Below are 20,056 nucleotides of genomic sequence, written 5' to 3'. Positions count from 1 at the left end.
CAGTGAGCTCACCGAACGAGCCGGGGCACCCGCGTACGGGTGAGGCCTCCGGCGGGGCCGGCAACGGGTCGGGGCCGGGGACACCGGCGCCGAGCCACAGCGGTCCGCCGCCCCAGGCGTCGGCTCGCGGGGCTGAGCACAGCGATGTGCCGCCGTGGCAGCGGGGCCCGCAGGCGCGGGCCCGTCAGCAGCAGGCACCTGACGCTCAGGGCGGGCTCGATGCGCGGTCGAACCGTTTCATCGCGGGCGGCCCGGAGGGCGAGCAGGCACCGCGGGGTGACCGGCCTGAGGCGCAGCGCCCGGAGTCGCGTTCCGAAAGCAACCGCCCGGAGTCGCGTCCGGAACCGCGGCCCGAGCCGCGTCCGGAGGGCAACCGTTCGGAGGCCGCGCGCACCGACGTGCACCGTCCGGAACCTCCGACCCGCACTGACGGCCCCGGAGGCGCGGCGTACGCCAGCGAGCTCCCCGACCTCTCGGGTCCTCTCCCCCGGTCCGCGCAGCAGCGCAAGCCCGCGGAGCGGCCGAGTGAGTCGACGGCGAAGCCGCCGCAGAAGGCGCCCGCGAACCGGGGTGTACAGGTGGGGCCGCGTCAGCACGCCGGACCGGTGCGGGCCAGCATGCAGATCCGCCGCGTGGATCCGTGGAGCGCTCTGAAGGTGTCACTGGTGTTGTCGGTGGCGCTCTTCTTCGTGTGGATGATCGCGGTGGCGTTCCTGTACCTGGTGCTGGGCGGCATGGGTGTGTGGAGCAAGCTGAACAGCAACGTCGGTGACCTGCTGACCAGTGCCAGCGGCAGTTCCGGTGGCGAGCTGGTGTCGGCGAGCACGATCTTCGGTGGTGCGGCGTTGATCGGCCTGGTCAACATCGTGCTGTTGGCCGCGGCAGCGACGATCGGCGCGTTCATCTACAACTTGACCACCGACCTCGTGGGCGGTGTCGAGGTCACGCTGGCCGACCGCGACTGAGCTGGTTTGGGAGTCGGGTTGTCGGTGAGGTAATCTCGCTGCTCGGCCGTGCGATTGATGACGGTGGAACGGGGCTATAGCTCAGGCGGTTAGAGCGCTTCGCTGATAACGAAGAGGTCGGAGGTTCGAGTCCTCCTAGCCCCACGGAAAGGTACACATCGATGAAGGTGATGCTGCTTCTCGTGGCCGGCATTGCCGCGGCCGCCGCGCTGATGGTGTGGCGGACCCAGCACAGTCCCGAAATCTGGCACACCCTCGCCGATGCACCTTCCTGACGAGGGGCCTTAGCTCAGTTGGTAGAGCGCTGCCTTTGCAAGGCAGATGTCAGGAGTTCGAATCTCCTAGGCTCCACAATCACAATCCGGTCTACGTCTGACGCGCCCTACCCAGGGCCGGTCAGCGCCGTCCCTCCGTCCCGATCGCACTGACACCGGTGTAACCCGTCGCGAATTCTCAACGCGAAATTTCACGGTTGACGTCTCAACCGTGAAATTTCAGCGTTGATCTTCACGCGGGAAAAACCATGGCGCACAGCGGCTCTGCGCTCCCCGCTACGGCTTGGGGGTGACCTCGACGCTCGGCGGCAACGGCGAGGGCTCCGGCTGTGTCGAGCGGCGGACGATCGAGAACGCCGCCGCTCCCCCGGCGAGGACCGCCACGCCCACGGCGACCACGACCAGCCGTGGCCGGCGGCGGCGCTTCGGCGCGCGCAGGTTCTCGAGCGTCTCTGGCAGGTTCACCACGGCCTCCTGGGCCGCGGCCAGCTCGTCCTTGACCTGCTGAGCCACGTCACTGCTGCGGTACTTCTGGCCGATCCACGAGGCCGACGAACGCACCGAGTTCACCCCGATACCCACGGCGCCCCGGGTCACGTCCACCGGGCCCACCGTCGAGTACTTCAGGCCGCGGCTGAGCCGCTGGCTCGGGGTCAGTCGGACTCGGGTCTTGGAGCTCATGGCCCACCTTTCTCGGCACCGGATGACAACGAGCATCAGCCTGCCATCTCCGCCAACCCCACGGTGCCCGGTTGGGCTTCAGAGCCGCGTGGCAGACTGGCTTTCCGTGACGAGCCCCATTCAGACAGCGACCGCGACCCTGCACACCAACCGCGGTGACATCAAGATCGCCCTGTTCGGAAACCACGCCCCCAAGACCGTGGCCAATTTCGTCGGCCTGTCCCAGGGCACCAAGGACTACAGCACCGAGAACGCCTCGGGCGGCTCGTCGGGTCCGTTCTACGACGGCGCCGTCTTCCACCGCATCATCGACGGATTCATGATCCAGGGCGGCGACCCGACCGGCACCGGTCGCGGCGGCCCGGGCTACCAGTTCGCCGACGAGTTCCACCCCGAGCTGCAGTTCGACAAGCCCTATCTGCTGGCGATGGCCAACGCCGGGCCGGGCACCAACGGCTCGCAGTTCTTCATCACCGTCGGCAAGACTCCGCACCTGAACCGTCGCCACACCATCTTCGGTGAGGTCGTCGATCCGGAGTCGCAGAAGGTGGTCGACGCGATCGCCACGACGGCGACCGACCGCAGCGATCGCCCGACCGATCCCGTGGTCATCGAGTCGGTCACGATCTCCTGACCGGCTAGCGACCGGCGCCGCGCGCGAAGCCGGCGTCGGTCAACGCATCGAGCACTCGCAGTGGGTTCGTGCCCACATCCCACCGGCTCAGCACGAGGAGTCGGTCGTCGATCGTGTCGATCTCCAGCAGTCGCACCGTGCGCCCGATCCGCCGGAATTCGGTGATGCGGATCAGGCTGATGTCGGCCCGGGTCAGCCGTCGCGTGCTGATCCACCCGCGGTAGAGCAGAGCATCGGATTCGATTGCCAGTTTTGGACGAGCGCGCCACGACAGCGCTGCGAACACGAGCAAACCCACGGCCGCGGTACCGATCAAAATGCGCCCTGGCAGGTCTGTGACCAGCGTCACAACGCCGACAGCCAGGAGAATGCCCACCCCGGCGGCCCCGACGATGCCTGCCGTCGGCGGACTCCAAGTTGTTTGCTGGGTGGACAGTTCACACCCTCCTACCGGGGCTTACCCCGTTATCCACAAGTGCTATCCACAGTGGGGATGAATAACATCGATGTGATCTGGTTACGGGCAGGTTGCATGCGGTCGAACGGCGGACGACCGCCGGGACACGCGGACGGGGCAGACTCCCGTCACCGCCAGCGCATCGTGAGCAGCAAACCGGTCATCATGAAGCCGAACGCGATCGCGTAGTTCCACACGTTCAGGTTGCTCATCCACTGCAGGAAGCTGGGCACGTCCGGGCCGCTGCCGGCCAACTGGAACACGATCAGCCACGCCAGTCCGAGCAGCATCAGGCCGCAGAACAGCACCACGAACCACACGCTCGACGGGCCGGCCTTGACCTTGACCGGCGTACGGCTCACCGGGTTGATGGTGAAGTCGTTTTTCTTGCGGACCTTGGACTTGGGCATGGGTACCTTCGGACGGTTCGGTGCGACGATAAGCAGGAACGATATGTACGACGACGATACGTACGGCGACGATGTGTACGACAGAGCCTAACGCAGCCGCGATCAGCCTCGACTCCTGGAGAGACGCAACCGATGGACGTCCGTGACCGAACCGTTCGCTCGCGCTCGGCCTGGCGCTGGGGTGTCCCCGTGGTCTGCGTGGCGGCCGGCCTGCTGCTCGGCGCCACCTACAGCGTCTCCGGCGGAGACGAGATCCGGCGCAGCGATGCCCCGCGACTTGTCGACCTGGTCCGTGAGACCCAGCAGTCGGTGGACCGTCTGACCGCCGAGCGCGACTCGCTGAGCCCGCAGATCGAGAATCACCACGGCGGCTCCCCCAGTGCGGCGGCGGCGCTGACGGCCATCTCCGGTCGCGCCGACGCGTTGGCCCCCGACGGTGGGCTGACCCCGATGCGGGGCCCCGGCCTCGTCGTCACCCTCAACGACGCCCAGCGCGACGCTCAGGGCCGATTTCCCCGTGACGCGTCACCCGACGACCTCGTCGTCCACCAGCAGGACATCCAGGCTGTCCTGAACGCACTGTGGAGCGCCGGTGCGGAAGGCATCCAGATGCAGGACCAACGCCTGATCGCGACGTCGGCGCCCCGCTGCGTCGGGAACACCCTGCTGCTCAACGGACGCACGTACAGCCCGCCCTATGTCGTCACCGCGATCGGTGACGCCGCGGCCATGCAGCGCGCCCTGTCCGAGGCACCGCTGGTCACGTTGTACAAGCAGTACGCGGTCCGGTTCGGCCTGGGCTATCAGGAGGAAGCGCGGGACGTGGAGCTCGTCGGCTACACCGCTCCGATCACGATGAAGTACGCCCAGCCGATGGGACCCCTGGGGTACTGACGTGCCGCCGTATCCTGGGCGCATGCAGGTTCTCGTCGTCGACAACTACGACAGCTTCGTGTTCAACCTCGTCCAGTACCTGGGCCAGCTCGGGGTGGACGCGCAGGTCTGGCGCAACGACGACGAACGCCTGTCCTCCGACGAGGCCGTCGCCGCGGTCGCCGACGAGTTCGACGGGGTGCTGCTGAGCCCCGGCCCCGGGACCCCGGAGCGCGCCGGGGCGTCCATACCCCTGGTCCACGCCTGTGCCTCGGCCGCCGCTCCCCTGCTCGGCGTGTGTCTCGGGCACCAGGCCATCGGCGTGGCGTTCGGCGGCACCGTGGATCGTGCGCCGGAGCTGCTGCACGGCAAGACCAGCACCGTCTTCCACACCGACCGCGGGGTTCTCCGCGGGCTTCCGGATCCGTTCGTCGCGACGCGCTACCACTCGCTGACGATCCTGCCCGAGACGATGCCGGCCGATCTCGAGGTGATCGCGCAGACAGAGGGCGGTGTGGTGATGGGTGTGCGCCACGTGGAACTGCCGATCCACGGCGTGCAGTTCCACCCGGAGTCGATCCTCACCCAGGGCGGACACCGCATGCTCGCCAACTGGCTTGCCGACTGCGGCGCCGCCCCCGACGAGGCGCTGGTGGCGCGGCTCGAGAACGAGGTCGCGACAGCCGTGGCGGCGGCTACGACGCGAAGTTCAGCGTGATCCTGGAGCCGTAAGTCACCGCGGAACCTGCGGGCGGGGTCTGGGAGACGACGGCGTTGGTCCGTTGCCCGCTGTTCTGCACGTCTGCACCCTTGTCCAGCACGCCCGTCCAACCCAGAGCGCGCAGTCGCGGTTCGGCGTCGGTCCAGAACTGGCCCGTCAGGTCCGGCATGACGAACTGGTTGCCCCGCGACACCTGGATCTGGATGACGGTGTCCTGCGGGATGGTCTGACCGGCTGCCGGGTCGCTGCCGATGATCTGCCCCGCGGCCGTGGTGCTGTCCACCTGGACCGGGACCGTCTTGGTGAAGCCGGAAGCCGTCATGATCTGCTGGCAGACCTCGATGGTCTGCCCCACGCAGTCGGGCACGATGGCGGTCGCCGGGCCCTTGCCGACCACGATGACGATCTCGTTCGTGATCGCCGACGTCTGGTTGGCCGGCGGCACTGTGGAGAGCACCCGGTCTTTCTGTTCCGGCAACGAGGCCGACGTGGTCTGTCGGAATCGACTGAACCCCGAGTCGGTCAGCTTGCGCACCGCATCGGCATAGGTCTGGCCTGCCACGTCGGGCACCTCAGCCTGCTGCGGTCCGTACGACACGTTCACTGTGATCTCGGAACCGGCGGCCACGGATGCGTTCGCGGCCGGGTCGGTGTTGATTACGTGTTCGGGCGGCACCTCGGAATCGGGCTTCGGCACTGTGTTGACCGTGAATCCCCGGTTCTGCAGGGCCGCAATCGCGTCGGCGGACGCTTGACCCGTGACATCGGGCACCTGGACATCGCGGGTGTCCCCGCCGAACGAGTTGATCGCGATCGTGACGAGCACGGTGAGGACGGCGAGCACCGCCACCGCCACGACCCACTTGCCGACCGATCCGGACCGTTCCTTGGGCTGATAGCGCGGCTGATGGGACACCGGACCGGTGCGCGGCGGCGTGGCCGACAGCAGCGAGGTGCGCTCGGCGTCCGTGAAGATCTTCGGGGCGTCGGGCCGCTCGCCGCTGTGCACCTTGACCAGATCGGCACGCATCTCCGCGGCTGTCTGGTAGCGGTTGTCCGGATTCTTCGACAGTGCCTTGAGCACGACGGCGTCGAGGTCGGGGGAGATGTCGGCGTGGCGCGCCGACGGCGGCACCGGGTCCTCGCGGACGTGCTGGTAGGCCACCGCGACAGGGGAATCACCGACGAAAGGTGGCTCGCCCGTGAGCATTTCGTACAGCACGCAGCCGAGCGAGTACACATCCGAGCGCGCGTCGACCTTCACCCCGCGCGCCTGCTCGGGGGACAGGTACTGCGCGGTGCCGATCACCGCGGCCGTCTGCGTGACGGGGTTACCGGCGTCGGCGATGGCGCGGGCGATACCGAAGTCCATCACCTTCACCGCGCCGGTCTTGCTGATCATGATGTTCGCCGGCTTGACGTCGCGGTGGATGATGCCGTGCTGGTGGCTGAAGTTAAGCGCCTGGCACGCATCGGCGATCACCTCGATCGCCCGCTTGGCCGGCATCGGGCCCTCGCTGTGCACGATGTCGCGCAGCGTCACGCCGTCGACGTACTCCATCACGATGTAGGGCAGCGGGCCCGTCGGGGTGTCGGCCTCGCCGGTGTCGTAGACGGCGACTATCGCCGGATGGTTCAGCGCCGCGGCGTTCTGCGCTTCGCGGCGGAAACGCAGGTAGAAGCTCGGGTCGCGCGCGAGGTCGGCACGCAGCACCTTGATCGCGACGTCGCGGTGCAGGCGCAGGTCTCGCGCCAGGTGGACTTCGGACATACCGCCGAAGCCGAGGATCTCGCCGACTTCGTAGCGGTCGGACAGGTGCTGGGGCGTCGTCATGTCAGTTCTCGGTGGTGCGGCGCTGCCGGGGGCAGCGCGGGTTGAACGGCACGCGCTACCCACATGCGTACGACGCCGTCGTCATCGAACGTCAGAGCCGGTGCGGCAGCAGGTGTTTCGGTGGTCGCGGAGGGTGTCTCGGTCACCGTGGCCGGCGCAGGTGCGCGGTCCTTGCGGTCCTGGGCGTTGAGCACGATCAGAATCGCGATGACGATGGCGAGCGCGCCGAGCACGCCGGCGGCCCACAGCAGGGCCCGCTGCCCCGAGGAGAAGGTGCGTCGCGCTGGTGGGGCCGAACGGTGGTGGCTGCCGGTGGTCCGGGTGCGTGGCGCAGCGGCGGGCGCGCGTCCGGTCGGCTGGGCGGGACTGGGCGCGATGGTCGGCTTGACCGCGGCCGGGGCCGCACGCCCGATCGCCGGAGCTGCGTTGGGCCGGGGTGGCCGCCGGCCGGCGCGTACGGCGGCCACGGCGTCGGCGAACGGGCCGCCCGACTTGTACCGCATGCCGGGGTTCTTCACGAGCGTGATCTCGATCAGTTCGCGCACGTTCGGCGGCAGGTCGGCGGGGAGCGGGGGAGGAGTTTCCTTGATGTGCTTCATCGCGACCGTCAGAGCACCGTCGCCGGTGAACGGCCGCTTGCCCGAAACTGCTTCGTAGCCAACGACTCCCAGGGAGTAGACGTCGCTGGCCGCGGTGGCGTCATGGCCCAGGGCCTGCTCGGGCGCGATGTACTGCGCGGTCCCCATGACCATGCCGGTCTGCGTGACGGGGGCCGCGTCGACGGCCTTGGCGATGCCGAAGTCGGTCAGCTTCACCTGGCCGGTGGGAGTGATCAGGATGTTGCCCGGTTTGACGTCGCGGTGCACCAGTCCCGCGGTGTGGGCGACCTGTAGGGCGCGACCGGTCTGCTCGAGCATGTCGAGGGCGTGCCGCAGCGAGAGCCGACCGGTGCGCTTGAGAACGGAGTTCAACGGCTCGCCGTTGACGAGCTCCATGACCAGGTAGGCGGTGCGGCCCTCGCCGTCCATGTCGGTCTCGTCGTAGTCGTACACCCCGGCGATGCCCGGGTGGTTGAGCATCGCGACGGTGCGGGCCTCGGCGCGGAACCGTTCGACGAACTCGGTGTCCTCGGAGTACTCGGCCTTGAGCACCTTGATCGCGACGCGGCGGCCCAGGCGCGTGTCGATGCCTTCCCACACCTGGCCCATGCCGCCGGTGGCGATCAGTCGCTGCAGCCGGTATCGACCCTTCAGAGTCACTCCGACGCGGGGGCTCATTTCTCGCCTCGCTGCGCTCGGCTTCGGCGGCTCATTTCTCGCCTCGCCTTCGTCATCATGAGGCCTGCCTCAGGGCCGCAGCGATCGTCGCGCGGCCGATCGGGGCTGCCACCGCGCCGCCAGTGGCGTCGAGGCGGTCACCGCCGTTCTCGACTAGTACCGCCACCGCCACTTTGGGTGCCTGAGCAGGCGCAAAGGCGATGTACCAGGCATGCGGGGGCGTGTTGCGCGGGTCAGTGCCATGTTCCGCAGTGCCGGTTTTCGATGCGATCTGCACGCCGGCGATGGCTCCCTTCTGCTGAGTCACCTGCTCGGCGGCGACCATCAAGTTCGTAAGTGTATCTGCGACCGGTTCGGGGATCGCTCGCCGCACTTCGCTGGGCGCCGTGGTGGCGATGTTCGACAGGTCGGGACCTTTGAGGCTGTCGACCAGGTAGGGCTGCATGGTGACCCCCTTGTTGGCCACGGTCGCGGCGACCATCGCGTTCTGCAGTGGCGTCAGCGCAACGTCCTTCTGACCGATGCTGGACATGCCCAGAGCCGCGGCGTCGGGCACCGGTCCCAGCGTCGACTCGGCGACCTGCAGCGGAATCGGAGCGGGCGGGGTGTCCACCCCGAAACTCTGCGCGGCGTCACGCAGCGCGTCTGCGCCGGTGTCGATACCGAGCTGGACGAATGCGGTGTTGCACGAGTGCGCGAACGCGTACTGCAACGACGTAGTCGGGGCGCCTCCGCAGGACGAGCCCCCGAAGTTCTCCAGCGTGGCCGTGCTGTCGGGCAGCGCGATCTGCGGCGCGGCCGTCACCTGGGTGTCGGGGGTGGCTCGGTTCTGCAGCGCCGCGGCGGTGGTGATCACCTTGAACGTCGATCCCGGCGGGTAGGTCTCCGAGATCGCGCGGTTGAGCAGCGGCGAGTTCGGGTCGTCGCGGAGGCGCTGCCAGGCCTGCTCCTGCTGGTTCACATCATGGGTGGCCAGCAGGTTCGGGTCGTAAGACGGCGCCGAGACCATTGCCAGGATCTTGCCCGTCGACGGCTCGAGGGCGACGACGGCGCCCTTGCACGGCCCGTTGCAGCCCTTGTCCATCGCATCCCATGCTGCCTGCTGCACCTCGGGGCGGATCGTCGTCGCGACGTTGCCGCCGCGGGGGTCGCGGCCGGTGAAGAAGTCGGCCAGGCGGCGTCCGAAGAGGCGCTGGTCGGAGCCGTTGAGAATCGTGTCCTCGGCGCGCTCCAGCCCGGTGCTCGAGTAGCTCAGCGAGTAGAACCCGGTCACCGGCGCATAGGTCTGCGGGTTGGGGTAGACGCGCAGAAATCGGAACCGGCCGTCGGTGGACACCGAGTACGCCAGTAGCTGCCCGCCGGCGGAGATCTGGCCGCGCTGGCGCGAGTATTCGTCGAGCAGCACGCGCTGGTTGCGCGGATCCGACCGCAGGCCGTCGGCGGTGAAGACCTGGGTGAGTGTCACGTTGGCGAGTAGCAGCACGACCAGACCCATGATCATGACCGAGATTCGGCGCAGGGAGGTGTTCATACCTTCTCGATCACCTCGGTGCTCGCCGCGGCGATCGGGCCCGGGGGAGTGCCGCGGCCGTCGAGCGGGCGACGGGCATTGTGCGAGATGCGGACCAGGATCGCGAGCAGTAGGTAGTTCGCCACGAGGGACGAGCCGCCGTAGGACATCCATGGCGTGGTGAGGCCGGTCAGCGGGATGAGTTTGGTGACGCCGCCGACGACGATGAACAGTTGGATGCCCAGGGTGGCAGCCAGCCCGGCGGCGAGGAGCTTGCCGAAGCTGTCACGCACGGCAATCGCGGTGCGCATGCCGCGGATCACCACGATCGTGTAGAGCATCAGCACCGCGGCCAGGCCGACGAGGCCCAGCTCTTCACCGACGGCGGCGATGATGAAGTCGGTCGAAGCGGCGGGCACGGTCCCGGGTTGGCCGTTGCCCAGTCCGGTCCCGAAGATCCCGCCGGTCGCGAAACTGAACAGGGACTGCACCATCTGGTAGCCGGCGCCGTCGGGATCAGCGAACGGGTCCTGCCATGTCTGCACGCGCACCCGAACGTGATCGAAGACGTAGTAGGCGATCACACTTCCGACGGCGAACAGGCTCAGCCCGAGCACCACCCAGCTGAACCGCTCGGTGGCGATGTAGACCAGCACGAGGAACGACGCGTACAGCAGAAGTGATGTGCCGAGGTCCTTTTCGAAGACCATCACACCGATCGAGGCGATCCAGGCGGCCAGCAGCGGGGCGAGGTCGCGCGGCCGTGGCAGGTCCATGCCGAGGACGTGCTTGCCCGCGCTGGTGAACAGGTTGCGCTTCGACACCAGCACCGAGGCGAAGAAGATCAGCAGCAGGATCTTGGAGAACTCGGCGGGCTGAATCGAGAAGCCAGGCAACCGAATCCAGATCTTGGCGCCGTTCTGCTCGGACATCGAGCTGGGCAGCACCGCGGGGATGACGAGCAGGATCAGACCCGCCAACCCGCACACGTAGCCGTACCGGGAGAGCAGCCGGTGATCGCTGAGGAAGATCACCACGAGCGAGAACCCGATGACGCCCACGAGCGTCCACAGCATCTGCTGGTTGGCGGTACCCCCCAGGCCACGCGCGGTGGGCTCACCGGCGGCCAGGTCGAGACGGTGAATCATGACCAGTCCCAAGCCATTCAGCAGCGCCACCACAGGCAGCAGCAGGGGATCGGCGTAGGGGGCGAAGCGCCGCACCGCGAGGTGCGCGCCGGCGAACAACGCCAGGTACGCGACGGTGTACTGCGCGAGATCCCAGCGCAGCCCCTGTTCCTGGTTGGCCTCGACGAGGAGCAACGCCACCGTGGTGATGAATGCGGCGAAACCGAGCAGGAAGACTTCGGCATTGCGGCGGTTCGGCAGGGCCGGTGTCACCGCAACCGGGGACTGCGGTTGGGTCGTCATGCCACTTCCCGGCAGTTCGTTCCCGGTTGAGGCGGTGGGGGAGGCAGCGCCGTCACGGTGGGCGACGGCGTGGGTGACGGACTCGGTGCGGGTGCCGGTGTCGGCGATGACGTCACGGTGCGCGGCGTCTCCGGGGCGGGTGTCGCCGTCGACGACGTCGGATCTGGGCTCGGCGCAGGACTTCCCGGGGCCGGTGTGGTCGACGGCCGCGGGGTGGGCGGCGGCGTGGGACGGCTGGAGGTCGCAGGGGTCGGTGGCGCGCACACCGGGAGCACGGAACTGCGCGACAGTTCTTCGATCTGGCCGATGGCGTCGTCAAGGGTGCCCGACGGCAACCCGGCGACCACCTGGGCCCGCTCGGACTGCCGCATGTCCCCGACGGCCAACAGTCGGCAGCCCAGATTGTCGTGCGGCTGATCGGCACTGATGAGAGACAATTCGTTGCGGGCGTTCAGGCAGCCCAGCAGATACGGCTCCTGGAGAGCGATTCCGAGAAAGGAGCCTTGAACACCGCGCATGATCGAGACGACGCCGTCGTGTTCGCTGACGTAGTAGTTGTTGCGGACGATTTCCCGTGCGACCGCCAAACCGGCGAGCACCGCCAAGACCAACACAGCCACCGCAAGATAGATGCGGCGTCGTGAGCGGGGGCGCGGCGGCGGTTCTTCAGGTTGCTGCACAACAGGTTTGGCGGCATTGCGTTTCGGATTGAAGGCCGACGCGCGTCCGGCCGCGGTGTTGGGCGGCGCGGTCTGGTCGTCCGCGCCCGAGACCGCTCCGGCGAGAATCGGCTGTGTCTGCCCGAAGTCGTGGTTGGTGACGTCGACGACGTCGGCCACGACCACGGTGACGTTGTCCGGTCCGCCACCGCGCAGGGCCAATTCGATGAGCCGGTCGGCGCTTTCGGCCACATCGGCGATCTGCAGTGCCTCGGCGATGGTGTCGTGGCTGACCGGATCGGACAGCCCGTCGGAGCACAGGAGGTACCTGTCTCCGGCGCGCGCCTCCCGCATGATCAGCGTGGGTTCGACCTCGTGTCCGGTCAGCGCCCGCATGATCAGCGAGCGCTGCGGATGGCTGTGCGCCTCTTCGGCGGTGATGCGACCTTCGTCGACGAGGGTCTGGACGAACGTGTCGTCCTTGGTGATCTGGGTGAGTTCGCCGTCGCGCATCAGATACCCACGGGAGTCACCGATGTGGACCATGCCAAGGCGGTTGCCGGCGAACAGGATCGCGGTGAGCGTGGTGCCCATACCGTCGAGCTCGGGATCGGCCTCGACGTGCGCCGCGATCGCCGAGTTGCCTTCGCGCACCGCGGCATCGAGCTTGCTGAGCAAGTCACCACCTGGCTCGTCGTCGTCGAGGTGCGCAAGTGCGGCGATCACCAGTTGCGAGGCGACCTCACCGGCGGCGTGGCCGCCCATCCCGTCGGCGAGCGCCAGCAGTCGCGCTCCCGCGTAGACGGAGTCCTCGTTGTTGGCGCGCACCAGACCGCGGTCGCTGCGGGCGGCGTATCGAAGCACGAGGGTCACGGGCGCAGCTCGATCACTGTCTTGCCGATTCGCACCGGTGTGCCCATCGGAACGCGTACTGCCGTTGTCACCTTCGCCCTGTCGAGGTATGTGCCGTTGGTCGATCCTAGGTCCTCGACGTACCATTCCGGACCTCGTGGCGAGAGTCTGGCATGGCGCGTCGACGCGTAATCGTCGGTCAGCACCAGTGTGGAGTCATCGGCACGGCCGATCAGCACCGGTTGGGTGCCCAGCGGAATCCTGGTGCCGGCCAGTGTGCCCTCGGTGACGACCAGTTGCCGGGCGACACTGCGGTCTTTGGTCGGTAGCAGTGTGCCGCGTAGCGCGAGGCCACGGCGCATCATCACCGCGCCCGTAGGCGCATAGATGTCGGTGCGCAGGATGCGCAGAACCGACCAGATGAAGAGCCAGAGCAGCAGCAGGAAGCCGACGCGCGTCAGTTGCAGCATCAGCCCCTGCATCTGACGTCCTCTCCGTCCGGGTCATGCTCCTCGCGCGATCGTCGGTGCCCTGTCGGCCCCGCCACCATACGCAGACGGCGGTAGACGTGATCGCCACGTCACCGCCGTCCCGCGCGGCGATCCTCAGTGAACGCGAACGATGATCTCAGAGTGGCCCAGCCGGATCACGTCGCCGTCAGCCAGCTGCCACTCCTGAACGGGCGCGTTGTTCACCGTGGTGCCGTTGGTGGAGTTGAGGTCTGACAATAGCGCCACTTGGCCGTCCCAGCGGATCTCGAGATGACGACGTGACACACCCGTGTCGGGAAGCCGGAACTGAGCGTCCTGACCGCGGCCGATGACGTTGGCGCCCTCGCGCAACTGATAGGTGCGCCCGCTGCCGTCGTCGAGCTGCAGCGTGACGGTCGAACCGGCGGACGGGTATTCGCCCTGGCTGGCGCCGTAGCCGCCGCCGTAACCAGCGCCGCCGTAACCACCCTGGTCGCCCCCGTAGCCACCCTGCTCGCCGTAACCCTGGTCGGCGTAACCGGCCGGGGCCTCGCCGTAGCGGCCGTAGTCGGGCTGCCCGTACTCCTGGCGGCCATCCTGACGTCCGTAGCCACCGCCGTACCCGCCCTGATCCGGGTAGCCACCCTGATCGGGGTAGGACGGGCGACGCCCGTAGTCGTAGTCGCCGGCGGGAGCCCCGCCCTGGGGTCCGTATCCGTGCTGGCCACCCTGCGGCGGGCCGTAGCCGCCGGGACCGGGGCGGTAGCCCTGGTCGGGGTAGCCGCCCGGGGGCGGGCCGTAGCCGGCCGGCGGGCGCTGGTCGTACGAGGCCGGGTAACCGCCCTGTTCGGGGTAGCCGCCCTGATCCGAGTAGCCACCCTGGTCGGGGTAACCGCCGCGCTGGGGGTAGCCCTGCTCGCCGGGGGGCGGGTAGCCGCCCTGATCGGCCGGCGGGTACCCACCGTGCTCACCAGACGGGTAGCCACCTTGATCGGCCGGCGGGTAGCCGCCGCGATCCTCCTGGCGGGGGTAGCGGTCGTCGTCGGGACGGGGGTAGTAGTCATCCCCGGGCCGCCCCGGCCCCTGGCCGCCGCGATAGGTCGGATTGTCGCTCATCGGTCGTACTCCTGGTTCTGCGTGGGACGAGTGATCTCGAGGTGGTGGGGCAGGTGGATCCGAGGTCGAGTCGGGATTGACCGCACCGCGCGCGCGAAACTGTCCGGTGTGCAGGCTGGGCGATTGTTCGAATCGGACAACCACATCACCATACGTTTGCCACCCCTGCTCATGGATGAAGCCCTCCAGGTGCTTGGCGAACGTGGTCGGGGTGATGTCCGGGTCGGCACTCACCTTCTGATAGTCAGGCACACTGAGGGTAATGACGTAGTCGTTCGGCGCCAAAACGTAGCCGCCGTGCACTTCGCGAGCCCCGGTCTCGGCTTCACGCCGCAGCAGCGACTCGACCTCGGCCGGCACGATCGACCCGCCGAAGACCCGGGCAAAGGCATTGCCGACCGAATCCTCGAGCTTGCGCTCGAATCGATCGACCAGACCCATGTTGCGGCTCGCCTCCTCGACAGTGAAAAGCCGCCAGCGTGTCGGCTGGCAGCGATGCTTCCAAGCATGCTATCGGCCACCTGTACCCCGTCGTGACTCTCAGAACTCTGAGAATTGCATCGCTCCTGGTCACAGGTGTGAGAGCAGCGGTTTTGGTGTTCGGGGGCCCGCCGACGTACGGTTGGAGCCCGGGGTTGCCTGCGTGATAGGCTCCCCCGGTTGTTTCGGGCGAGTGGCGGAATGGCAGACGCGCTGGCTTCAGGTGCCAGTGTCCTTCGGGACGTGGGGGTTCAAGTCCCCCTTCGCCCACACTGAGCGGTTCTATGAACTGCGACGCAAAAGGTCACGATCCAGAAATGGGTCGTGACCTTTGTGTTTTGGTGATGAGGCGGACCGCTGGTGCGACCTCAGGCACCGTGGGGACTTTCTCGCGTAAGTCCCATGATCGTGGAAGCGTACCCACTCCACATCGATGGTGAGTCGGTCCAGGCTTAAGGAGTTGCAAGCCTGCCGACGAAGCTCATCACCCCGGTCACGCGCCGAAGGATCTTTGACACGATCACTCTCTGTCAAGGTGCTGTGGGAGGGGCGGTTGGAAGAGCCCGAGTTCTTGCCGCGCCTTACGACTTGGACTCAGTGCCGAGCACTGATTCGAGGTACAAGTCAGCAGGAGGCGATATCCGGCAGCGTCGCGTGAACAAACCTGAAGACTGGCCGGATGACTGGGTGTTTACCGACAGCCGCTTCGGGTTGCAGCACGGCGATGACGAACTCGTGCTGCAGTTCCTCGCTAAGATGCTGCACCCGTTGGTGAGACCCGATGAGGAGGAGGTCGGCAGACTTCTCAACTCTTTCAACGGAGCCCTCGCCAGAGACGGTTACGAGCTGTACCCAGCTGACTGGATCAGTGGCCATGCTGTCTACGGATGGCGCCGTCGCGACTCCTTTCACGGCGCAAGCCCGGACCTTCGGCTCCGCGAACGTGAACTCCTGACCGACCCGGAGGTGCTAGACGAGCACCTTGTACGCATCCGTGACAATCTCAGCTCAGATCCGGCCGCAGCGATCTCTTCGTCGAAGAATCTGGTCGAGAGCTTGTTCAGGATCATTCTTGACCACTCTGGCGTGGCGTACGGGCAGCGGCACGACATTCCTCAGCTCTATCGGTACGTTGCCAATCTGCTTGAGCTGAAGGCAGATTCGGTTCCGCAAAGTGCGAAGGGAAGTGAGTCCGCGCAACAGATCTTGCGCACGCTCGTCACCACAATCCAGTCGTTGGCCGAGCTACGCAACGAGCTAGGAATTGGCCATGGGCAGTCGACCCGGAGTGTGGCACCTGCAAGGCACACACGATTGGCGCCGAACGCAACGGTCACTTCGCAGAGTTTGTTCTGGATACATGGCACGCCCGGGTAGCCGGTGGACGACTCGAACTTAGGATCTCACGCCAGCCTTCACGTCCTCACGGCCATTCGAAGACAGGCTCATGCTGCACGTCGTCAGACCAGTAATTGAATCTCGAGCCCAGCACGTCGAGCAAAGCCGACGGAGCTATCGGATTGCGGCGAACTTCAAGGCCCCAATTTTGGGCAGTTGCTCGTGCCGCATTACTTAAGTGAAATCGCATCTCTTCGACCGCGAACTCTTCGAGAGGTATTTCGGTATCTGATTCGGACTCAGGCGATTCCATAATCTGTTCGAACCGTTGGATATCGGCCGGAGTAATGGTCGTCGTCAGATTCATGCCACGCTCCCGCGCCCGCCAATTGACTGCGATATTGGATATCGCTGTTAGAAGGTGCCAATCCTTCCAACCCTCGGATCGAAGTTCGGAGACCATCGATCGGAAAGCTTCGCTCAGGCTCAACCGCTTGATGGTGATTCGGACCGGTACGACGAGATCTTCATAGCGCCAACCGATCGCTTCAAGCGATTTGTTCTCGTCATAGTATTTGTGTAGTCGGGCCGGGAATATCAAGTACTCGCTGGCAGAAGGGTCCTGGTCAGGTGTCGACCGTATTGCGTCACCATCCGCAGCCGAAAGCTCCGAGTAGTGCGAATCGTCATAGATATCCACGAGGTCGTCGTAGAGACGCACACAGGTCATCATGTGAGGCAGACCTTGGTCGAAGACGCGTTCCAGGATGCCTTCCCAATCATGTTGCGGTAGAAGGGATTGGGCAACAATCACCTGCAGAACCGCTGCAGCCACTTCTTGCAACACCGCGCGGGCTTCCAAACCTCCTGCGGCCCGTAGACGCACTAGGTGGCCTCGACCCCCACGTGCACCATCAGGTACGAACATGGGGGTCGGGCCATCTGTGTCGTCGGCCATCAGCGCCACGTCAATGTCAATTGGACCGGGGAGAAGCAGCATGTCCTCACTCGCCAGTCCCGCAAACACAATTTGCGCGGCCGCGGTGAATCGCTCCGCCGCAAGGACGTGGGCCCGATCATTTGGAGTTCGCACCGACCACGTGTTGTCGCTAGCTCGCCACCTGTATTCACGCGTGGGGCCTACGTCAGCGAAGGGACGGCCCATTCCGCTATGACCAGCACTGGCAGCCACCTCCGGTTCCGACAATGGAGCAATGTGCGCAGCACTGGCGAGCATTGGCTCCGTCATGGCATTCAAGTTGGTCGACGCTACGATCTCTTCCAGCGCTGACAACAAACCAGGCCGCAGGGCCTTTGCGACTCTGAGAATGTGGCACTGGTCGGTCAGCATGTCAAGAAAGTACGGGTACCGGTCGAAGCTCCACGGTTCCGCGGCGTACTGCCCCTGAGCCCAAATTCCTACTCGGAACGTATGTGTCGCAGTCATCCACTGTCCGGATAAATGCTCATACGTAGCTGCCAGAATCAAACCCCTCGCTACGAGAATCATCAATTCGGGATCAGCACTCTCGCGCGCAATAGCTACGGCACTCATGGCGTACTGTTTCGCCGCGATTGGCAAACGGAGTTCTTCGTACACTCGCGAGGCAAGAAGCATCATGAGCGCTGCACCCTCGGCCGCGTCGCCGTGCAACCAATACATCTTCGCCGCGTGGATTTCGCGAAGCGCTTCAATCGGACGGCCGCCGTTGAGCAGCGAGAGCGCTCGAGCCTGTGCACGGTGTCCGGCTGCCACCCGGCCTGACCGCTCGGCAGTTGCGGCGTCCAAGCCTTGCCGAACGCGGGTGTAGTCGGGGTGGTCGATCAAGATTGGGGAGGTGATGTCGAACAACTGCGTTAGTTGATCCATGGGCACGAGTGGCGCTTCAGGTAAGACACCGAGCAGAACGAGGAGCGCGTTCATTCCCTTGTTGAGGTCCCGAACCTCCGCCTCGACCGGCGCACCAGGGAAAGGTTCGCCAGCGCGGTGCGTCGCGTTCAACTCGCGATAGAGCTCTGGCATCGGTTGCAATTCGTCTGTATCGATGGCGTCGAGCTCGTCTTGAGTCAGCGGTGCGGGTCCGTGTGCGAGAAGGGCGACCATGGTCAGAAGGTATGCCTGTTCGTTCGGGCTATCCGTCAACGCCAGCATCGAATCCACGCTTGTCTCGATCTGGTCGTTCCACCCTTCTAGTTCCTCGACTCGAATGTCGGTAGCGCCACGCACTTGCATCGCCTCGACTAATCGCAGAAGTGTGAATGCGTCGATCAGCTCACCAACATCGGGAGTTGCTTCCTCGTATCGCGCGAAATAGCGCCGCAGTGTGGGTTCGACGGCATGTAGAGAGCCCATTCCCACAGCCGTAATGAGAATGATCTCGTAGTCGATGCGGCTCAATACATCTCGCTGCGTCGCCAAGTCTTGCAGTTGTCGCGCATAGTCGAGCCATTCGGGAAGGTCCGCCCGCGCAGCATCGTTGAGCGTCGAGTGTCTCAGGGCATCTCGCAGTTCTACGAGCTCTCCCATGGTCCCGGATCGTGCACTCCCGCTGCGCCAAGCCTGGCGTAAATTCAGATACCACTCGGGAAGTTGGTGCTGATCAACGTCAATCTCTGGCTGCAGCGAAGACGGTAGGTGAAGATGCTCGGCCGCAAGAAAAAACAAGTCATGGCTCGATAATTCTTCAGCGATCGCCTGCGCATCCCAAATGTCCAACTCAACGCTATGTTCCGAGCGGGCGCGTGCCTGCAACTCATGTCTCTTGGCTACGGGTACCGGCTCCACCGAGAAGAACAGAACCCGATCTACCGATGAACCCGACGTGCAGATCTTGTCGAGATCGGACTGGATCTTGCTCGGCACGCTGTCGCGTTGAATCGTTGCAGCCAATACGACACGGTCATTCGTCGCCAGGGCAGTGAACAGTGACGTGCCCGGCAACTCGTCCGCCAGAGCCGACCAGTAGCTCTCGGCGTCGCGTCCCCCGTCTCCGCCCGCAGAGACGGGACCTGTCGCCGGCATCAGGTTGCTAACAATTCGGCGCTTTGCAAGTCCCAAGCAAATCTTCTCAAACGCGTGATGATCGTTGGTCTCACCAAGGTGGGATAGGTGAAAACGGATCTGTGCCGCGAGTTGTATCGGTGACGTCATATCTCAAATCCACGAGGTAACAGGAAGCACGCGTTCCAGTCTGCACTGACAGCAGGCCGTAACGGGCGCCCCATCAGCGTGTTGGACACGTGCTCGCCGCCTGATGCAGAGCCGGAATGGAGGGTGCATCGACCGGCAGCCTGTACCCACGCATCACCGCGATGAACTGCATCGCATACTGACAATGAAACGCCGCATTGGGCGGCATCCAAAGAGCTGGCTCCTTATCGCCTTTGTCCTGGTTCGCTTGCCCCTGCACCGCAACAAGATTCGCAGGATCGTTTGCGAAACGGACACGCAGGTCGTCCGGCCAAAAACTGGCCCCTTGGTCCCAGGCGTAGGCAAGCGGCACTATGTGCTCGATCTGAACTGCGGCTCTGTCTGATTGCCGCGGGTGAATGAAATGGTCAGGCTCGTGTATGGATCGTGCAACACACCCGTCGCTACCGCCGTCGGGCACCTGCTGATTGCAACGTAGGTTTTCTCCACTAGGTCGCGATCCAAGATGTCGTTGCGCGTATCGCGTCCGTTGTGACCGCCCGGAGCATCATTATCGTCAGTCCAAGACTCTCCAAATGCGGCACGTCGGTAGTCGCCCGCACGCATCCTCAGCGGAAGCACCGCGACGCCGGCCAGGACGTCCTCGCCTGGAGCCACCGTGGGGACGTCGGCGGACGCGATGAACTGAGACCGCTCGGTCGCCGAATGAACCGTCTGATAGGCCACCACGACGGCCACCGCCGTGAACAGCGCTAGCCGAACCATGCGCACCCGAGTCATCGAATCCGCTTACCACCGCGACACGCCGCCCCACGTGTCAGCGGCATACCATCCAGCTCTTGAGCAGCGGAAACACCGTCCAGACCCGTGACGGTTACGGATACTACGTGGTCTATTTCTAAGTCCCGGAACGGCTTCGGCAT

General features: G+C 65.6%; 16 protein-coding genes, 3 tRNA genes and 1 pseudogene. 8 read left to right on the top strand and 12 right to left on the bottom strand.

The features are described from left to right. Positions 1-2 precede the first annotated feature (2 nt). The 3 genes from PGN37_RS05185 to PGN37_RS05175 all read left to right on the top strand — a co-directional run bounded on the left by PGN37_RS05185 (position 3) and on the right by PGN37_RS05175 (position 1,316). Complete coding sequence (locus tag PGN37_RS05185; RefSeq protein ID WP_335329955.1) at positions 3-965, top strand: DUF3566 domain-containing protein; 963 nt, start codon at positions 3-5, stop codon at positions 963-965. A gap of 70 nt (positions 966-1,035) precedes the next feature. Further along, positions 1,036-1,109: transfer RNA gene (locus tag PGN37_RS05180), tRNA-Ile, on the top strand. Positions 1,110-1,243: 134 nt separating this feature from the next. After that, a tRNA-Ala gene (locus PGN37_RS05175) sits at positions 1,244-1,316 on the top strand. Positions 1,317-1,516: 200 nt separating this feature from the next. On the opposite strand, the gene cwsA is transcribed toward PGN37_RS05175, so the two are convergent. Beyond that, positions 1,517-1,921 (bottom strand): cell wall synthesis protein CwsA, encoded by a 405-nt coding sequence (gene cwsA, locus PGN37_RS05170; RefSeq protein WP_335329954.1) that lies wholly within the window; start codon positions 1,919-1,921, stop codon positions 1,517-1,519. An 88-nt stretch (positions 1,922-2,009) separates the two neighbouring features. On the opposite strand from cwsA, the gene PGN37_RS05165 reads away from it, so the two are divergent. Further along, on the top strand, positions 2,010-2,555 hold the full coding sequence (locus PGN37_RS05165) for a peptidylprolyl isomerase (protein ID WP_335329953.1): 546 nt from the start codon (positions 2,010-2,012) through the stop codon (positions 2,553-2,555). A 4-nt stretch (positions 2,556-2,559) separates the two neighbouring features. On the opposite strand, the gene PGN37_RS05160 is transcribed toward PGN37_RS05165, so the two are convergent. Together PGN37_RS05160 and crgA are read right to left on the bottom strand one after the other, a co-directional pair. Further along, on the bottom strand, positions 2,560-2,991 hold the full coding sequence (locus tag PGN37_RS05160; RefSeq protein WP_335330089.1) for a PH domain-containing protein: 432 nt from the start codon (positions 2,989-2,991) through the stop codon (positions 2,560-2,562). Positions 2,992-3,140: 149 nt separating this feature from the next. Then, on the bottom strand, positions 3,141-3,422 hold the full coding sequence (crgA, locus tag PGN37_RS05155) for a cell division protein CrgA (RefSeq protein ID WP_335329952.1): 282 nt from the start codon (positions 3,420-3,422) through the stop codon (positions 3,141-3,143). Positions 3,423-3,554: 132 nt separating this feature from the next. On the opposite strand from crgA, the gene PGN37_RS05150 reads away from it, so the two are divergent. Beyond that, positions 3,555-4,316: a DUF881 domain-containing protein gene (locus PGN37_RS05150; RefSeq protein ID WP_335329951.1), complete on the top strand. Its 762-nt coding sequence runs from the start codon at positions 3,555-3,557 to the stop codon at positions 4,314-4,316. Between the two features lie 22 nt (positions 4,317-4,338). After that, positions 4,339-5,013: an aminodeoxychorismate/anthranilate synthase component II gene (locus tag PGN37_RS05145; RefSeq protein WP_335329950.1), complete on the top strand. Its 675-nt coding sequence runs from the start codon at positions 4,339-4,341 to the stop codon at positions 5,011-5,013. On the opposite strand, the gene pknB is transcribed toward PGN37_RS05145, so the two are convergent. The 7 genes from pknB to PGN37_RS05110 all read right to left on the bottom strand — a co-directional run bounded on the left by pknB (position 4,991) and on the right by PGN37_RS05110 (position 14,605). Continuing rightward, positions 4,991-6,850, bottom strand: a complete 1,860-nt coding sequence (gene pknB / locus PGN37_RS05140) for a Stk1 family PASTA domain-containing Ser/Thr kinase (protein WP_335329949.1) — start codon at positions 6,848-6,850, stop codon at positions 4,991-4,993. The genes PGN37_RS05145 and pknB overlap by 23 nt on opposite strands. After that, positions 6,847-8,127, bottom strand: coding sequence for a protein kinase domain-containing protein (locus tag PGN37_RS05135; protein ID WP_335329948.1), 1,281 nt, complete (start codon positions 8,125-8,127; stop codon positions 6,847-6,849). Before PGN37_RS05135 ends, pknB begins: the two co-directional genes overlap by 4 nt. Before the next feature lie 55 nt (positions 8,128-8,182). Then, positions 8,183-9,658, bottom strand: a complete 1,476-nt coding sequence (gene pbpA, locus PGN37_RS05130) for a D,D-transpeptidase PbpA (protein ID WP_335329947.1) — start codon at positions 9,656-9,658, stop codon at positions 8,183-8,185. Further along, complete coding sequence (locus PGN37_RS05125) at positions 9,655-11,067, bottom strand: FtsW/RodA/SpoVE family cell cycle protein (RefSeq protein ID WP_335329946.1); 1,413 nt, start codon at positions 11,065-11,067, stop codon at positions 9,655-9,657. The genes pbpA and PGN37_RS05125 overlap by 4 nt, the downstream gene beginning before the upstream one ends. Further along, positions 11,064-12,599: a PP2C family protein-serine/threonine phosphatase gene (locus tag PGN37_RS05120; protein ID WP_335329945.1), complete on the bottom strand. Its 1,536-nt coding sequence runs from the start codon at positions 12,597-12,599 to the stop codon at positions 11,064-11,066. The genes PGN37_RS05125 and PGN37_RS05120 overlap by 4 nt, the downstream gene beginning before the upstream one ends. After that, positions 12,596-13,060 (bottom strand): FHA domain-containing protein FhaB/FipA, encoded by a 465-nt coding sequence (locus PGN37_RS05115; RefSeq protein ID WP_335329944.1) that lies wholly within the window; start codon positions 13,058-13,060, stop codon positions 12,596-12,598. The genes PGN37_RS05120 and PGN37_RS05115 overlap by 4 nt, the downstream gene beginning before the upstream one ends. 123 nt (positions 13,061-13,183) lie before the next feature. Continuing rightward, positions 13,184-14,605, bottom strand: coding sequence for a DUF3662 and FHA domain-containing protein (locus PGN37_RS05110; protein WP_335329943.1), 1,422 nt, complete (start codon positions 14,603-14,605; stop codon positions 13,184-13,186). A 226-nt stretch (positions 14,606-14,831) separates the two neighbouring features. Here PGN37_RS05110 and PGN37_RS05105 point away from each other — a divergent pair. Further along, positions 14,832-14,914 (top strand) — tRNA-Leu (locus PGN37_RS05105). Positions 14,915-15,112: 198 nt separating this feature from the next. Beyond that, a complete protein-coding gene (locus PGN37_RS05100; RefSeq protein WP_335330088.1) occupies positions 15,113-16,021 on the top strand; it encodes an abortive infection family protein in 909 nt (302 codons plus the stop codon). A 46-nt stretch (positions 16,022-16,067) separates the two neighbouring features. Here the strand turns inward: PGN37_RS05100 and PGN37_RS05095 are convergent, their stop codons facing one another. After that, on the bottom strand, positions 16,068-19,133 hold the full coding sequence (locus PGN37_RS05095; RefSeq protein WP_335329942.1) for a hypothetical protein: 3,066 nt from the start codon (positions 19,131-19,133) through the stop codon (positions 16,068-16,070). A gap of 73 nt (positions 19,134-19,206) precedes the next feature. Then, positions 19,207-19,913, bottom strand: a pseudogene (locus PGN37_RS05090) (HNH endonuclease family protein). Between the last annotated feature and the right edge of the window lie 143 nt (positions 19,914-20,056).

Source organism: Mycobacterium kyogaense (assembly GCF_036946525.1).
Classification (GTDB): domain Bacteria; phylum Actinomycetota; class Actinomycetes; order Mycobacteriales; family Mycobacteriaceae; genus Mycobacterium; species Mycobacterium kyogaense_A.
This window is presented reverse-complemented; position numbering and strand designations above follow the sequence as displayed.

Coding starts and splice junctions, on each gene's coding strand:
- crgA (WP_335329952.1), bottom strand. CDS start 3,422: ATGCCCAAGTCCAAGGTCCGCAAGAAAAACGACTTCACCATCAACCCG.
- PGN37_RS05125 (WP_335329946.1), bottom strand. CDS start 11,067: ATGACGACCCAACCGCAGTCCCCGGTTGCGGTGACACCGGCCCTGCCG.
- cwsA (WP_335329954.1), bottom strand. CDS start 1,921: ATGAGCTCCAAGACCCGAGTCCGACTGACCCCGAGCCAGCGGCTCAGC.
- PGN37_RS05115 (WP_335329944.1), bottom strand. CDS start 13,060: ATGCAGGGGCTGATGCTGCAACTGACGCGCGTCGGCTTCCTGCTGCTG.
- pbpA (WP_335329947.1), bottom strand. CDS start 9,658: ATGAACACCTCCCTGCGCCGAATCTCGGTCATGATCATGGGTCTGGTC.
- PGN37_RS05150 (WP_335329951.1), top strand. CDS start 3,555: ATGGACGTCCGTGACCGAACCGTTCGCTCGCGCTCGGCCTGGCGCTGG.
- PGN37_RS05135 (WP_335329948.1), bottom strand. CDS start 8,127: ATGAGCCCCCGCGTCGGAGTGACTCTGAAGGGTCGATACCGGCTGCAG.
- PGN37_RS05145 (WP_335329950.1), top strand. CDS start 4,339: ATGCAGGTTCTCGTCGTCGACAACTACGACAGCTTCGTGTTCAACCTC.
- PGN37_RS05095 (WP_335329942.1), bottom strand. CDS start 19,133: ATGACGTCACCGATACAACTCGCGGCACAGATCCGTTTTCACCTATCC.
- PGN37_RS05110 (WP_335329943.1), bottom strand. CDS start 14,605: ATGGGTCTGGTCGATCGATTCGAGCGCAAGCTCGAGGATTCGGTCGGC.
- pknB (WP_335329949.1), bottom strand. CDS start 6,850: ATGACGACGCCCCAGCACCTGTCCGACCGCTACGAAGTCGGCGAGATC.